The sequence below is a fragment of the Fusicatenibacter faecihominis genome, from assembly GCF_020686945.1.
Classification (GTDB): domain Bacteria; phylum Bacillota; class Clostridia; order Lachnospirales; family Lachnospiraceae; genus Limivivens; species Limivivens faecihominis.
In genome coordinates this window covers 142202-156839 of record NZ_JAJEPR010000006.1, presented here as the reverse complement: position 1 = coordinate 156839, position 14638 = coordinate 142202, and the positions used below count along the sequence as shown (strand labels likewise).

Sequence of the window (14638 nt, the reverse complement as noted above, 5' to 3'; positions counted from 1 at the left end):
CGCCTCATTCCTCCGCCTTGCATATGAAGAAATCATCCTGCGTCAATATAGCAGATACTTAATTTTCACTGTACTAGATGTGTGCTCGCAGGAGAGAAGGGAGATATTTATGGATGCCACGGAAAGAAAAATGACAAAGATCGCCCGGGAGGTCAGCAAGTTTACGGTGCAGACCATGAAGGAAGAGGGAGTGGGGACCGCGGAATTTGATGTGATCCATCTGGTTCGCCACAATCCGGGAATCACCCAGACGAAGGTCCGGGAGACGTTGAAGATTGACAAGGGAGCGGCGGCCAAGCGGGTGGCGAGTCTTGAAGCAAAAGGCTATCTTGTCCGGAAGCCGAACCCGGAGGACGGCAGAAGCCAGCTTCTCTACGCCACGGAAAAGGCGGAAAAACTGAAAAATTCCAAGGCCCACATCGAGACGGTCTTTTATGAATGGCTTCTGTCAGAGCTTCCCGGGGAGGAAAAAGAAGCCTTCTGTAAGACTCTTGATACGCTCTACTGGAAGTCCAAACGGCAGCGGCAGAAGGGCTTTACAGATGTGGCGAAGCTTTTGGAAGAGGAGGAGAAGTGATGAAAAAGGAACGGTTTCAGTCGGACCGGGTGCTGGCCTATTTCAGGCTGGAGTGGAAAGTGCTTGTCCTGATTACTCTGTCCGGTCTCATTTACAACCTGGGGCTTCTGGCAGGACCCTGGTTTGAAGGAAAAATGACCGGCTGCCTGGTGGATATCCTGAACGGAAACAGTGAGACTGCCGCCATGTTGAGCCTGGTGCTGGGTTATGTGGCGGCCATCGCCATCGTACAGGTTTCCAGATATGTGAAACGTTTCTATGTGAGGCGTTTCGCCAACAACGTCAACCGTCGGATGAAGCAGGTGCTCTACCGGAGCCTCGTTACAAAGAGCCGGGCCAGCTTAAAGGAAGAGGGCGAAGGCGATGTGATGACCAAAGCGATCCTAGACGTGGACGACTGTGCCGAGGGCATGCGGAAGTTCACGACGGAGATCTTCGATACGGGCGTTGCTCTGGCAGCTTACGCGCTCATGCTTCTCTGTTATGACTGGCGGCTGGCGCTTCTCAGCATGCTCTTCCCGCCGATTTCCTATATTACGGCGGAGAAAATGAAAAAAATGATCCAGCGCACGGGCGCAGCCTATAAGAAACAGTCCGGGCTTTTAAGCGCGGCAACCCTGGACCGGGCCCAGAATGCCATCACCTACCGGGTGTTCGGCTGTGAGAAGGAACGGCAGGAAGCCTATGAAGCTGACCTTACCGCCTACGAAAAATCAGCGATAAAAGCAAATATTTGGAACACAGCCATGCCGCCGGTTTACCGGGTCATTTCTATGGCAGGCCTGCTCTTTATCCTCTGTTTCGGTCAGAAAAATGTGCTGGGAACCGGCTGGAAAAGCTGGAGTATCGCCGCTTTCACGACCTTCCTGGCCTGTTTTGTGAAGCTTTCCGTCAAGTCTTCCAGCGCGGCGAAGCTTTTCAATGCCGTACATAAGGCCCAGGTTTCCTGGAACCGCATCAAGCCTCTGATGGCGCCGAAGGAGGAGCCGGAAGAAGACAGATCTCAGGAGAAAAAAGTATGCCGGGAGCTCAAAGTGGAACATGTCAACTTCGCTTATCCCGACGGAAAGAAGATCCTGGATGACATTTCCTTTACGGCGAAAAAAGGCGAGATCATTGGTATCACGGGTTCTGTGGCCTGTGGAAAATCCACGCTGGGAAAAGTTTTCCTCTGCGAATATCCCTATGAGGGAAGCATTTCCTGTGATGAAAAAGAACTCCGCGCGATGAGGGATACGGAGCGCACCGGAACCATCGGCTATCTTGGCCACGATCCGGAGCTTTTCAACGACAGCGTGAAAAACAACATTCTGATGGGTGAGAACAAAAATGTGGACGATTTCCTGAAGGCCGTCTGCCTGGATCAGGAAGTTGCCGGAATGGAAGATGGAACAGAGACCCTCGTTGGAAACGGCGGCGTGCGCCTCTCCGGCGGACAGGGACAGCGGCTGGCACTGGCCAGAACCCTCTGCCATAAAAAGCCGGTGCTGATTCTGGACGATCCTTTCTCAGCCCTTGATAAGACCACAGAAAGACAGATTTTTGCCAACTTAAAAGAGCTTGTCAGAGATAACATCGTGCTTCTGATTTCCCATCGGCTCTATCTTTTTCCGGAGATGGATCAGATCATCTGGATGGAAAATGGCAAGGCGAAGGTAGATACTCACGAAAATCTGCTCCGGGAAGTGCCGGAGTACCGGGAACTCTTTGAGGAGCAGGAAGAGAAAGGAGGGAGAGAGTCATGAAACAAAAAGGAATGGTCAGAAATGTAATCTTTGACACCGTGAAAAAGCAGAAATGGCTTTCTCTGGGCATTGTTGTAGCCGTTGTGGGCGCCGTCGTTGCGACGCTGATCCCTCCGCTGATTCTGGCGAAGATCGTCGATACCATCACGGCGGGGACAGGCGTTTCCGTGCCCTTCATCGTTCTTTATTTTCTCATGCTGGCGCTGACTGGTTTTCTGGAGTCAGCAAGAGAAGGACTTCTCACGGTCTTCGGCCAGAAGATCACCCACGCCTTAAGAAGCAGGCTGATGGAAAAGTTTGTGAACCTCACGGCGGACAGCATCAACCAGCAGGAGCCGGGTACGCTGGTTTCCCGTTTTGTCGGTGATGTGGACACCGTGGAAAATCTCTTTACCTCAGGTATCATCAGCATGTTTGCGGACGCCTGCAAGATCGTCAGCATTCTGGTCGTGATCTGGTTTCAGAACTGCGGTCTGACCCTCGTTCTGCTCGTGATCCTTCCGTTCCTCTTCGGGTTTACGAGACATGTGCAGAAAAATATGCTGGCAGCCCAGATCGCGAACCGGAAAGCCGTTGGCCGGGCTTCCGCCCATGTGCCGGAGACCCTGCACAACATCCGGACGATCCATTGCCTCGGCAAAGAGAATTATATGGAAGAGCGTTACGACCAGTACATCGGCGAGAGCTATCAGGCTATGGAGCGGACGAATTTCTATGACGCCGTCTATTCACCGGTGATCCTGATTCTGAATGCGATTGTGGTAGCCGTTGTCATGCTCCTTTCCGCCAGCGGAAATCCGGAAGTTCTGGCCTTCTTCGGTATGTCAGCCGGAACAGCCGTGGCTGTCATCAACTATATTTCCCAGATTTTCGGCCCGGTGGAGAGCCTTGGCATGGAGATTCAGACGATCCAGTCTGCCCTGGCCGGCATCCACAGGATCAATGAATTTTTCGAATTGGAGGAGAAAGAGCCTCTAGAAGAAAAAGAACAGAAGATGCAGGAAAAACTGCCCTTTGTAGAACTGAAAAACGTGACCTTTGGTTACGACGAACATGTGGTGCTGGATCGCTTAAGCTTCCAGGTGCTGGATGGCGATCAGGTCACTCTGGCGGGCCGGACCGGAGCCGGAAAGAGCACAATCATGAAGCTGCTCCTCGGTCTTTACAAACCCCAGAAGGGCAGTGTCACGATCCACGGCGTTCCCTCCTCCGAAATCAGGGAAAAAGACCGGCGGAAACTCTTCGGCTATGTGGAGCAGTCCTTCCACATGGTGCCGGGAACCGTCCGGGATCAGATCACCCTTTATGATAAAAAAATTTCCGAGAAACAGGTGCGGGCCGCAGCTGCGCTCACCGGCCTTTCCGGGGCCATCGAGAGTCTGGAAAAAGGTTACGATACAGTCTGCACGCCGGAGCTTTTCTCCCAGGGTCAATGGCAGCTCCTCTCCATCGCGAGAGCCGCAGCCGCAGAACCGCACCTTCTTCTCCTCGACGAGATCACAGCCAACCTGGATGCCGAGACCGAGAAAGAAGTCCTCGATGCCCTGAAACGAGTCTCCGAAAACCGCACGGTGATCTCTATCTCCCACCGGACTTCCGCGAAGATGGGACGAATTCTTCAGATTTAAGCGTTTTTCCGGAACTCACTGGGGCTTACGTTCGTCAGTTTCTTGAAAATGCGGCTGAAATATTTTTCGTTGTTGTAGCCGGTAAGAAAAGCGATCTCCTGGACAGTCTTGTCCGTGTTAAGGAGCAGCTCTTTGGCGTGGGAGATCCGGATCTGGCTGCAGTAGTCGCTGAAGGAGACGCCGATGATATCATGAAAGCAGCGGCTGAAATAGCCGTAGCTCATCTGGGCGTTCCGAGCGATTTCCGTGGAGTCGATGGGCTCCTGATAGTGGGCGTCCACAAAGTTTTTCACATTCAGGATGCTTCGGGTGACGGCGCTTGAGTATCTCGAATTTTCCTGAAAATAATTTGTTTTTTTATACACAGCCAGAAGCCAGTTTTCCACCTCGGTCCAGTTATGGAAGACGGCGGGAAGCTGGATGGCGTTGCCGGTCAGCTCGCTGTACGCAGAGTTCCAGACATTTTCCAGTGAAAGGAGCAGATGGTACAGGCTGGCGGGTTTTAGTCTGCTGTTCTTTAAATCGAAGCGGATCTGATCGAAGAGGAAATTTTCGTGAACCCAGTTCAGGGAGAGCCATTCCTTTTTCAGAGCTTCGATGCTTTCCGTATGATGGATGGAGATCTTTTCCTGGAGCTCGTAGGCGTGCTTCTCGTTTACGGCGTGGATGGGTCGGTAATCGTAGAAAAAGAGATTGCGGACGTAGGAGCGCAGTAGTTTTCCGAGCTCCGCGTAAGTCATCTCGGCCACATCCTGAATGTGGAGCAGCATGGAATTGGTGAAATTTTCCGGAAAAAAGAAACTGTTCTTCTCGGAAGGAAAGACCCAGACGCCGGGAAGCAGTTCATACAAATCCTTTTCTTCATTCAATTTATTCATTTCCAGAAATTGAAATACCATCTCCTCGTTTTCTGTGTCCACAGTGACCAGGGCGAAGAGAGCAGGATAGAGAATTTTACATTCTTTCCAATTAAGAGAAGCGGAAGCGGCCGTCTTTTTCTGGATGGCGGCGGAGATCCGGTCCAAGATCTGATCAAAATTTTCTTTGTCAAACTGGGTCTTGGCAATGTAGTCGATAGCCCCGGCCCGCAGCACTCCCTGAATGTATTCAAATTCCGTGTGGACCGTCAGGACCACATAGTTGAGGTCGGGATAGAGCTTTGAGGCCTTTTCGATAAAGGTCATTCCGTCCATGACCGGCATATCGAGATCCACGAGGGCCAGGTCCACGGCATGATCTTCCAGAAAACCCAGGGCCTCCTGTCCGTTGGAACTCTCTCCAACGATCTTCATTTCATGTTTTTCCCAGGGCATCAGCATCTGGATGCCCTTTCGTGTCAGCATATCGTCATCAATGATCAGAATTTTCAGCATAATATCCAGCTCCTTTTTGTTTGGGTATTTCTATCAAAAACGTCGTTCCTTTCTGTTCCTCGCTCTGCACTTCAAAAAAGCAGTCCTCCGAGAAAAATTCATGGAGACTCCGGATGACATAGGAAAGGCCGATTCCGAAGGCGGGAAGGGCTTCCGAGTGAGCGCCCTGCCACTGGGCGTTGATGGCGGCTGCGGTCTCCGTTTTCATGCCGGAACCGGTGTCGCTGACGGTGACGGAGATTCGTTCGCCGACGCTGACGGCGATCCGGATTTCCATACCAGGAAGGTAGCCGTGTTTCAGGGCGTTTTCCACCAGGGGCTGTAGAAGAAACTTGGGGCAGGGATAGTTCAGCGGCTCTCCGTTTTCAGGCCGCAGGATCTCAAAACGGAAATCGTAGCGCACTTTCTGAAGCTGGACATATTCCTGGAGGGCGGAAAGCTCCCGTTCCAGATTGGTGGAGACGTTGTCCTTGTCCAGGTTGTAGCTTAAGAGGTGGGAGAGGGTCTGGGTGATGGAATCGATCTCCGGCTGTTTGTTGATAAGCGCCATCCAGTGCATGGTATTTAAGGTGTTTAAAAGAAAGTGCGGGTTGATCTGGGCCCGGAGCTTCTCGGTCTGGGTCTTGGTGTTGACCTGTTCCTGACGGATGATTTTCTGGATCATCTCCTGGATCTGGCGCTGGAGCTTTGAGACTTTTCCGAGGAGATGTTCGTATTCAGGAATGGACGAATGCATGGCAGAAGCGTCAAAATCGTCGGTGAGAAGCTCCTCCAGCTGCCGGTCGAAAAGCTGCAGCGGCGTGTAGACGCTCTTCCAGAAATAGAAGGCCAGAGCGCCGATGAGGACGGCGATCAACAGCGTGCAGAGAAGGACATCCCGGAGGGAATGATAGTAATCCCGGATATAGATCTGGTCCGGAAGGATGAGGGAGACTTTCCAGCCTTGAGACATTTCCTTGGTGAGGCTCCGGTAATCGGCGTTTTTTCCTTTTTCCAGGAGAGCCGGAAGTGCGGAAGAAGCCGAAGGAAGATTGGTGTAAAGGAGCTCTTCGGAAGCGCCGGTGACGGCGAGAAAAGCCTCTTTCCGGGAGGCGATCTCCAGAAGGCGGGTCAGGGAGTAGAAGCCGGACTCGATGGAGAGGGTGACGTTTTTTCCATTGGGAAGGGTTTCCGTACGGTTTAAGATCAGTACCGGATTGCCGTTGTAGTTGCTCTGGCTGAAGCAGGGCCCGCAGAAGACAAAGGCGGAATTTTCGTAGAGCACGGGAAGTTCGCCGGTCCTGTTTTCCTGAACGGGAAAGCTGCTGAAAATAAAATCCTCATCCTCATTGTCGTAGAGATAGAGCAGGGAAACGTCGCTGTTTGCCATGGTCAGCATCGTGATATCTTTTAATAAGGAAGAGTAGTATTCCTGACGAATGTAGGGTGAGGAAGAGGACTGATAGGCGAGGATCGTATCCTGAATCTCGTCATTGTCCAGAAGCTGGCCGGAAGTCAGGGTGAGATTCCAGAGAAGGTTCTGCATCGTCTCGCTGACCTCCAGAAGAAGGCTGTTGTAATCATCATTCAGCTGCTTGGTGGTGAAGCGGGTGATAAAGCGCGTGACGGTGAAAAGATAAGAGCCGACTAGCAGAAAAAGCACGCCGAAAAATACGATAAAGACCCGCATTTTTAATGAGATTTTCATAAACTCCCTCCCGTTTTATGATATAGTTTTATTATAATTGACGGAAAATCCTTGTCAATAGAGGAAGGTGGACTGCTTTTACGAAAGGGTTCACTTTTATGATATTTCGGAAAAAACAGGAGAGAAAAGTCCTCGTTCCGGTGGGAAAAGTGAGTCTGAATCTGGCGGAAAAAACGCTATAATAGGCTCATCAACAAAACCAAGAACGTATGGGAGGTAACGAGAATGAAAAGAAAAATGGTCATTTTAAGTCTTGCCTGCCTGATGGCCCTGAGCGGAGCCACTGGCGTACATGCAGAGGAAAATCTTCCGGTGGATGAAAGCGGAGCGGTAAGTCCTTTGGGAAAATATGAGGATCCGGTAACGGTGGAGATCGTGCAGTCCATCAATCCGACCATCACCATGCCGGAGGGCGATTCAGCCACAGACAACTATTATACCCGGTTTATCAAAGACAATATGAACATTGATATTTCCGTAAAATGGTCCGCTTCCTCTTCCGATTATAATGAAAAACTGAATCTGGCCATCGCAGCCAACGACATTCCGGATATTCTGGTGGTGAACGAGCAGCAGTTCCGGAAGCTGGCTCAGTCCGATATGCTGGAGGATCTCACGGACTATTACGACACTTACGCCTGCGATATCATCAAGCAGAACATCGATTCCACAGACGGAAAGGCCCTGGAAAACGCCACCTATGACAGCAAGCTTCTGGCGCTCCCCAGCGTGCAGGTGGAGGCCGACGGCTATGTGCTCATGTGGATTCGTCAGGACTGGCTGGATGAGCTGGGACTGGAAGCGCCAACCACGATTGAGGAGCTGGAAACGGTGGCAAAAGCCTTCGTGGACAATAAGATGGGCGGAGAAAACACCATCGGTATCGTGGGTCCGACGATCAACGGCGCGGTTTACAACACCTTTCTTTCCACGAACAACCTGAACAATCTCGACGGTATTTTCCAGGCATATCAGGCTTACCCGGGCTACTGGGTGCAGGATGAAGAGGGAAAGGCGGTCTATGGCTCCACGACAGAGCAGACGAAAGAAGCCCTGGCAGAGCTGAATAAGATGTATGAGGACGGAATCCTCGATCAGGAGCTGGGTGTCCGGAAAGACGCAGACGAGGCCTGGAAGAGCGGTAAAGTCGGCATCCTTTTCTCCCCGTGGTGGCATGGCTACAATGTAAAAGACGGCATTGCCAACGAGCCGGATATGGAGTGGAAAGCTTATGCGGCTCCTCTCGCAGCAGACGGTCAGTGGTATGCGAAGCTTGCCGGTGTGGGCGGTTCCTACTGTGTCGTACGGAAAGGCTACGAGCATCCGGAGGCAGCTTTCCTTCTGAATAATTATCTCCGTGTCAATGAGGGAACCTTCCAGTCAGAGACCGATCTGGACCTCAGCTATTATCCCGGACGTGTCGTTATCACACCGCTGGATGAAAATACCTATTCTGTTCAGGCTCTCAATGCAGAGATGAAAGGTGAAGAGGTTCCGGAATTTGATCCGTTGAACTACAAACTCTTACAGGCAGATCTGGCTGCTCTGCCAGATTGTCTGGAAGCGCCCTATGACGATATGAGTATTGAAAAATGGAACACCGACAACACCAACTTCGGCAGACTTTACTCCCTGCTGATGGGATCTTCCGCTGTGGAAGAAGCTTCCGCGGAAGGAATTGTAAATAAAGTGTACAGTATCACCTACACCCAGACAGAGACCATGGAGCGCAAATGGACCAACCTGAAGAAAAAAGAGGACGAGACCTTCCTGAAGATCATCATCGGCGAGGAGCCCATCGAAGCTTTTGACACCTTCGTAGAAGAGTGGAACGCTGAGGGCGGAGCTGAGATCACAGAGGAAGTACAGGCACTGACAGAGAAATAAATCACAGGAAAAGGGTGGACGGGATGCAAAATATTCCGAACACCCTTTTTCAGAAAGGAAAGCCTTATGCAGAAAAAGAATATCTTTCAATCCAGAAAAGGAGCCTACTGTATCATGGTGATCCCGGCGCTGGTCTGGATGGTTCTCATCAATATCGTTCCCATGTTCGGCATCATCATGGCCTTTCAGGATTTCAACCCGGGCAAGGGAATCTTCCGTTCCAAATTCATTGGACTGGAAAATTTTGAGTATATGTTTCAGCTCAAAGACGTCTCTCAGATTTTTACCAATACGATTGTCATCGCCGTGGGCAAGCTTCTTCTGAATGTGCTGGTTCCGGTGATCTTCGCCCTGCTCCTCAACGAGATCAAAAATGTGGCCTTCAAGCGTTGCATTCAGACAGTCGTTTACCTGCCGCATTTCATTTCCTGGGTTATTATGGGCGGTATCCTTCTGGATGTGTTCGGCCTCTACGGCCCGGTCAACATGGTACTCTCTGCTCTTGGAATGGAGCCCATCGCTTTTTTTCGAATCTCAAAGCTTTTCCGGACCCTGGCCATCGGTACCGATGTCTGGAAAGAATTTGGCTTTAACGCCGTGGTCTATCTGGCGGCCCTCACCGGCATCAGCCCTTCCTTATATGAGGCGGCAGCCATTGATGGGGCAGGGCGCTGGAGCCGGATGTGGCACATCACGCTGCCGGGACTCAAGCCGGTAATCGTGCTTATGACGATCCTGGCTCTGGGAAATATCCTCAACGCGGGCTTCGATCAGATCTACAACATTTACAATCAGGCTGTTTATTCCACCGGCGATATCATCGATACCTGGGTTTACCGGGTGGGCTTAAATGATCTTCAGTTCTCCCTGGCAACGGCTGTGGGACTGCTGAAATCCGTCATCGGTTTTCTAATGATCTCGCTGTCCTATCTCATTGCGTATAAAAAAGCAAACTATCGCATTTTCTGAGGAGGTTTTCATATGGTAGAGAAAAAAACAGTGGGAAGCCGCATACTTCAGGGATTCTTTGTGGTGATCCTGGTCATTCTGGCCTTAAGCTGTCTGCTCCCGCTTCTTTATAATCTGGCCGTTTCCTTCAGTTCCAAGGAGGCGGCGGAGGCCGGTCTTGTGACTTTCTGGCCCGTGGGCTTCACCCTTCAGGCATACAAAGAAATTATGGGTGAAAAAGCGTTTTTTGTATCCTTTTTTGTTTCTGTAAAAAGGGTTATACTCTCCTTGGTGATCACCCTTCCGGTGCTTACCATGGCGGCTTATCCCCTGGCGAAGACGAAACAGGAATTTGCGGCCCGGAATGTGATCCTGTGGATGTTTGTTTTCTGCATGCTGTTTTCCGGCGGAACGATCCCTTGGTATATGGTCATGAAAAAATATGGCCTGACCAACAGTGTTTTCGGCCTGGCTGTCTGCGGCGGAATCCCGGTTTTTAACCTGATCCTTATGGTAAATTTTTTCCAGGAGATCCCGAAAGAGCTGGAGGAAGCCGCCATGGTGGACGGAGCGGGAGCCTGGTATATTCTGGCCCGGGTGGTGGTGCCTCTCTCCAAACCCGTGCTGGCCACCATCGCTCTGTTCACGATCGTAACCCAGTGGAATGACTTTTTCCAGGGTCTGGTTCTTTCCACCGGAGAGAAATATTATCCCCTGCAGACCTATATCAAGCAGCTGATTTTCCAGGTGGACACATCCACCATGACCGCGGAGCAGATCAAGCAGGCATCCATGATGTCCAATACCACCATGAACGCAGCAAAAATCTTCATTTCCATGGTACCGGTATTGTGTATCTATCCGTTTTTACAGAAATATTTTGTGAGCGGAATCACCCTTGGAGGAGTAAAGGAGTAAAGATGATGAAAGAACTGATATTCAAAAACGACCCCTACGAAATGAACTGGGTCCGGCCTGATTTTCCCTATGGGGAGGTGGGCGTGCCGGAGGAGCTCTCCGCGACAAGCGCCAGTGTCCGGGAGGGCGATGTGGTCCGGACGGAGATCCGGATCAAAAATGAAGGGAAAAAGCCTTATTTTACAAATATAGAAGATATCCAGATTTCCTTTCCGGTGCCGGATCAGTATGAGGACAGCAAGACCAGCCTTATCCGACGCTGCCACACCCATCTTTTCTGCGGAAAGGATGTGAGTTGGATCTGCGCTCTCCGGATGGGAGGGGAAGCGCCCCATCTTGGCATGGTAGTGACGGAGGGAAGCCTCGCGGCCTACAGCGTCCGGCGGAATCTTCTCCGCCAGAGCAATGACCGCGGCTGTTTTTATCTGCATCCCGAAGGCATGGAGCTGGAGGCCGGGGAGGAGAAGGTCATCCGCTGGGTGATTTTCCCTCATGAGGGAAAAGAGGATTTCCTCAAAAAAGCAGGGGAGTACAATCCTCATTTCGTGGATGTCCGGGCAGATCGCTATGTGCTGTTTCCCGGAGAGAAAAGCGTGCTCACGATCCGTCCGGCTTTCCAGGCGGAACAGGTATCCGTAAATGGAGAGGCTCTGACCGAGGAGGATGGCATTTACACTTATACTTTCACCGCAGCAGAGCCCGGTGAAAAAGTCTTCGAGATCGCAGCGGATCAGGTACATACGCGCTGTCGTCTGTTCGTGCAGGAAGAGATTCACAGCCTGACAGAAAAGCGCTGCCATTTTATTGCAGAGCACCAGCAGTATGAAAAAGAAGGAATGTTGAAGGGCGCTTATCTCATCTACGACAACGAGGAAGAGCGGCAGATTTACCGACCGGAAAATGATTTCAACGGCGGCCGGGAGCGGATCGGAATGGGCGTTCTCATGGCTCGCTTCCTCCAGGGCGAAAAAACTGGAAGCCAGCCGGAGCTGGAGGAGAGCCTGAAGAAATATCTCACCTATGTGAAACGGGAACTGGTAGATGTGGAGACTGGAAAGACCTGTAACGACGCAGGAATGGATGACAGTTTCAAACGGCTCTACAATGCTCCCTGGGCTGCGACCTTTTTTGCGGAAATTTACCGCCTCTGGAAACAGGATGAAGATCTGAGATACAGCTGTCAGGTTATCCGGCATTATTATAAGGAAGGCGGCAGGAAATTTTATCCCATCGAGCTGCCGGTCACGCTGGTCATGGGGGAACTCAAAAAGGCAGGCTGGCAGAAGGAATACGACGAGTTGCTGGAGCTTTTTGTGGACCATGCAGACCATCTGTGCGAGGTGGGAAAAAATTACCCCGCTTCCGAGGTAAATTACGAGCAGTCTATTGTAGCTCCGGCGGCGGATGTGATATTATCAGTGTATCTCCTGACCGGGGACAAGAAATATCTGGACGAAGGAGCCAGGCAGGTAGAGATTCTGGAACTGTTCAACGGCATGCAGCCCGACTATCACCTGAACGAGGTGGCTATCCGTCACTGGGACGGCTACTGGTTCGGCAAGAGGCGCTATTACGGGGATACTTTCCCCCATTACTGGAGCGCCCTCACGGGAAAAGTGTTTAAAATGTACGGGGAAATTTTAAAGGACGAGAACTGGATTCGACGGGGCGAGGCATCCATTCGCGGCGTTCTTCCGCTGTTTTTTACGGACGGAAGGGCTTCCTGCGCTTACGTCTATCCGCTTGAAGTCAACGACCGGAGAGCGGCCTTCTTCGATCCCTATGCCAATGATCAGGACTGGGGGCTTTACGCCAACATTCGTTAAGACTGGAGGAAATCACTTATGGGAAAAGAAATCAAACGTATCTTGTACGGGGGCGATTACAACCCCAATCAGTGGCCGAAGGAAGTCTGGAAGGAGGACATGCGGATTTTTAAGGATGCCCGCATCAACAGCGCCACGATCAATGTATTTTCCTGGGCAAAAATCCAGCCCTCCGAGGAAACTTACGATTTTTCCGAGCTGGATGAGATCATCGAGATGCTGAACAAAGAGGATTACGACATCGTGCTCGCCACCTCCACAGGAGCCCTTCCGGCCTGGATGGCCAGGAAATATCCGGAGGTTGAGCGCGTGGACTACGAGGGCAGACGCCACAAATTCGGTCAGCGCCACAATGCCTGCCCGAACTCCGAGGTCTTCCGGAAGTATTCCGTGGCTCTGGCAGCGAAGCTTGCCGAGCGCTATGCCTCCAATCCCCATGTGAAATGCTGGCATGTGAGCAACGAGTACGGCGGAACCTGCTACTGTGAAAACTGCGAGAAAGCCTTCCGTATCTGGCTGAGAAAGAAATATGGCACGCTGGATGCAGTGAACAAGGCCTGGAACACCGAGTTCTGGGGCCACACCTTCTACGACTGGGAGGAGATCGTAGCGCCGAACTCCTTAAGCGAGGGTCTCTGGGATGAGCGGAGCGCTTTTGCCGGTCTCTCCATCGACTACAAGCGGTTCAATTCTGACAGCATGCTTCAGAACTACATGGACGAGCGGGACGCTATCCGGAAATACGACAAAGAGGCCGTCATCACCACAAACCTCATGGGTACTTATAAAGAGCTGGACTATTTCAAATGGGCAAAAGAGATGGATATCGTCTCCTGGGACAACTACCCGGCCTACAACACGCCCTGGAGTCTCACGGCCATGCGTCACGATCTGATGCGGGGCTTGAAAAATGCTCCCTTTATGCTGATGGAGCAGACGCCGAGCCAGCAGAACTGGCAGCCCTACAACTCCCTGAAGCGCCCAGGCCAGATGCGGGCCCAGAGCTGGCAGACTGTCGCTCACGGCGCGGATACGATCCAGTTCTTTCAGCTGAGGAGAAGCCGCGGAGCCTGCGAGAAATTCCACGGCGCAGTCATCAGCCACGCGGGAACCGAGGACACGAGAGTTTTCCGGGAAGTGCAGGAGCTGGGAAAAGAGCTGGAGGCTTTAAGCGGCCTGATCCCCGGCAGCCGGAACGAGTCGAAAGCGGGCATCATTTTTGACTGGGACAACTACTGGGGCCTGGAGTACACCAGCGGACCCTCCATCGACCTTCGCTATGAGGATCAGATCCATTCCTATTATGAATACTTCTATGACAAAAATATCCCCGTGGACATGATTCCTGTGGACGCGGATTTCAGCCGCTACCAGATCATCGTGGCTCCCGTTTTATATATGGTAAAAGAAGACATGAAGGAATCCCTGGAAAAATTCGTCCGGGAGGGCGGCATCCTTGTGACCACCTATATGAGTGGTATTGTGGACCAGTCCGACAACGTATATCTCGGCGGTTATCCGGGACCTTTACGGGAAATGGCCGGCCTCTGGGTGGAGGAGATCGACGCCCTGGCTCCGGAGCAGAAGAACGGCGTGACCATGGACGGAACGCATTACTCCTGTAATCTCGTCTGCGAGCGCATGCATCTCGAGGGTGCGGAGAGCCTTGGCGTCTATGAGGAAGATTTCTATGCGGGAGAACCGGCAGCAGCCCGGAACCGTTTCGGAAAAGGCCGCGTTTACTACATCGGCACCCAGCTGGAGAAGGCTGGAAAAGCCCATATTCTTAAGATGGCTCTTGAGGAAGCCGGCGTGGAAAGCCTCATTCCGGAAGAGACCGGTCTTGAGGTCATCTGCCGGCAGCAGGGTGAGAAAAAGCTCTACTTTGTCATGAACTTTAAGGACGAAGAGCAGAAGCTTCCGGCTGTTTTCGCAGGCAGAAAAGACCTCTTGAAAGGAACAGATCTTACAGAAGAAACGGTGCTGAAAAAATATGATGTCTGCTTAATTGAAAAATAATTCAGAGAAGTCCGGAAAAGAAGAATCCGG

10 protein-coding genes are annotated in these 14638 nt (G+C 51.7%); 8 read left to right on the top strand and 2 right to left on the bottom strand.

All coding sequences use genetic code 11. The annotated features are described in order from the left end of the window. The first annotated feature begins 109 nt into the window (after positions 1-109). Genes LKD71_RS05740 through LKD71_RS05730 form a run of 3 tightly spaced genes read left to right on the top strand, consistent with a single transcriptional unit; the run spans position 110 to position 3950 of the window. On the top strand, positions 110-577 hold the full coding sequence (locus LKD71_RS05740; RefSeq protein WP_227614691.1) for a MarR family winged helix-turn-helix transcriptional regulator: 468 nt from the start codon (positions 110-112) through the stop codon (positions 575-577). Further along, the gene (locus tag LKD71_RS05735) at positions 577-2322 is read left to right on the top strand and encodes an ABC transporter ATP-binding protein (RefSeq protein WP_227614690.1); all 1746 of its coding nucleotides are present in this window, start codon (positions 577-579) and stop codon (positions 2320-2322) included. Before LKD71_RS05740 ends, LKD71_RS05735 begins: the two co-directional genes overlap by 1 nt. After that, entirely contained in the window at positions 2319-3950 is a 1632-nt protein-coding gene (locus LKD71_RS05730; RefSeq protein ID WP_227614689.1) for an ABC transporter ATP-binding protein, read from the top strand. The genes LKD71_RS05735 and LKD71_RS05730 overlap by 4 nt, the downstream gene beginning before the upstream one ends. Here LKD71_RS05730 and LKD71_RS05725 read toward each other — a convergent pair. Beyond that, positions 3947-5323 carry a response regulator transcription factor gene (locus tag LKD71_RS05725; RefSeq protein ID WP_227614688.1) on the bottom strand — a complete coding sequence of 459 codons (1377 nt, stop codon included), beginning with the start codon at positions 5321-5323 and terminating at the stop codon, positions 3947-3949. The genes LKD71_RS05730 and LKD71_RS05725 overlap by 4 nt on opposite strands. Beyond that, positions 5301-7010: a sensor histidine kinase gene (locus LKD71_RS05720; protein WP_227614687.1), complete on the bottom strand. Its 1710-nt coding sequence runs from the start codon at positions 7008-7010 to the stop codon at positions 5301-5303. Before LKD71_RS05720 ends, LKD71_RS05725 begins: the two co-directional genes overlap by 23 nt. Positions 7011-7235: 225 nt before the next feature. Here LKD71_RS05720 and LKD71_RS05715 point away from each other — a divergent pair, with 225 nt between their 5' ends. The 5 genes from LKD71_RS05715 to LKD71_RS05695 all read left to right on the top strand — a co-directional run bounded on the left by LKD71_RS05715 (position 7236) and on the right by LKD71_RS05695 (position 14608). Further along, positions 7236-8897 carry an extracellular solute-binding protein gene (locus tag LKD71_RS05715; RefSeq protein ID WP_227614686.1) on the top strand — a complete coding sequence of 554 codons (1662 nt, stop codon included), beginning with the start codon at positions 7236-7238 and terminating at the stop codon, positions 8895-8897. A 66-nt stretch (positions 8898-8963) separates the two neighbouring features. Further along, the gene (locus tag LKD71_RS05710) at positions 8964-9866 is read left to right on the top strand and encodes an ABC transporter permease (protein WP_227614685.1); all 903 of its coding nucleotides are present in this window, start codon (positions 8964-8966) and stop codon (positions 9864-9866) included. 12 nt (positions 9867-9878) lie between these two features. Beyond that, on the top strand, positions 9879-10763 hold the full coding sequence (locus LKD71_RS05705) for a carbohydrate ABC transporter permease (RefSeq protein WP_227614684.1): 885 nt from the start codon (positions 9879-9881) through the stop codon (positions 10761-10763). 2 nt (positions 10764-10765) lie between these two features. Next, positions 10766-12589, top strand: coding sequence for a hypothetical protein (locus tag LKD71_RS05700; RefSeq protein WP_227614683.1), 1824 nt, complete (start codon positions 10766-10768; stop codon positions 12587-12589). Positions 12590-12607: 18 nt separating this feature from the next. Then, positions 12608-14608 carry a beta-galactosidase gene (locus tag LKD71_RS05695; RefSeq protein WP_227614682.1) on the top strand — a complete coding sequence of 667 codons (2001 nt, stop codon included), beginning with the start codon at positions 12608-12610 and terminating at the stop codon, positions 14606-14608. The last annotated feature ends 30 nt before the right edge of the window (positions 14609-14638 follow it).

What these genes read in the sequence shown, in the direction of transcription:
- LKD71_RS05735 (WP_227614690.1), top strand. Translation starts at nt 577, where the DNA reads ATGAAAAAGGAACGGTTTCAGTCGGACCGGGTGCTGGCCTATTTCAGG.
- LKD71_RS05740 (WP_227614691.1), top strand. Translation starts at nt 110, where the DNA reads ATGGATGCCACGGAAAGAAAAATGACAAAGATCGCCCGGGAGGTCAGC.
- LKD71_RS05695 (WP_227614682.1), top strand. Translation starts at nt 12,608, where the DNA reads ATGGGAAAAGAAATCAAACGTATCTTGTACGGGGGCGATTACAACCCC.
- LKD71_RS05715 (WP_227614686.1), top strand. Translation starts at nt 7,236, where the DNA reads ATGAAAAGAAAAATGGTCATTTTAAGTCTTGCCTGCCTGATGGCCCTG.
- LKD71_RS05700 (WP_227614683.1), top strand. Translation starts at nt 10,766, where the DNA reads ATGATGAAAGAACTGATATTCAAAAACGACCCCTACGAAATGAACTGG.
- LKD71_RS05725 (WP_227614688.1), bottom strand. Translation starts at nt 5,323, where the DNA reads ATGCTGAAAATTCTGATCATTGATGACGATATGCTGACACGAAAGGGC.
- LKD71_RS05720 (WP_227614687.1), bottom strand. Translation starts at nt 7,010, where the DNA reads ATGAAAATCTCATTAAAAATGCGGGTCTTTATCGTATTTTTCGGCGTG.
- LKD71_RS05705 (WP_227614684.1), top strand. Translation starts at nt 9,879, where the DNA reads ATGGTAGAGAAAAAAACAGTGGGAAGCCGCATACTTCAGGGATTCTTT.
- LKD71_RS05730 (WP_227614689.1), top strand. Translation starts at nt 2,319, where the DNA reads ATGAAACAAAAAGGAATGGTCAGAAATGTAATCTTTGACACCGTGAAA.
- LKD71_RS05710 (WP_227614685.1), top strand. Translation starts at nt 8,964, where the DNA reads ATGCAGAAAAAGAATATCTTTCAATCCAGAAAAGGAGCCTACTGTATC.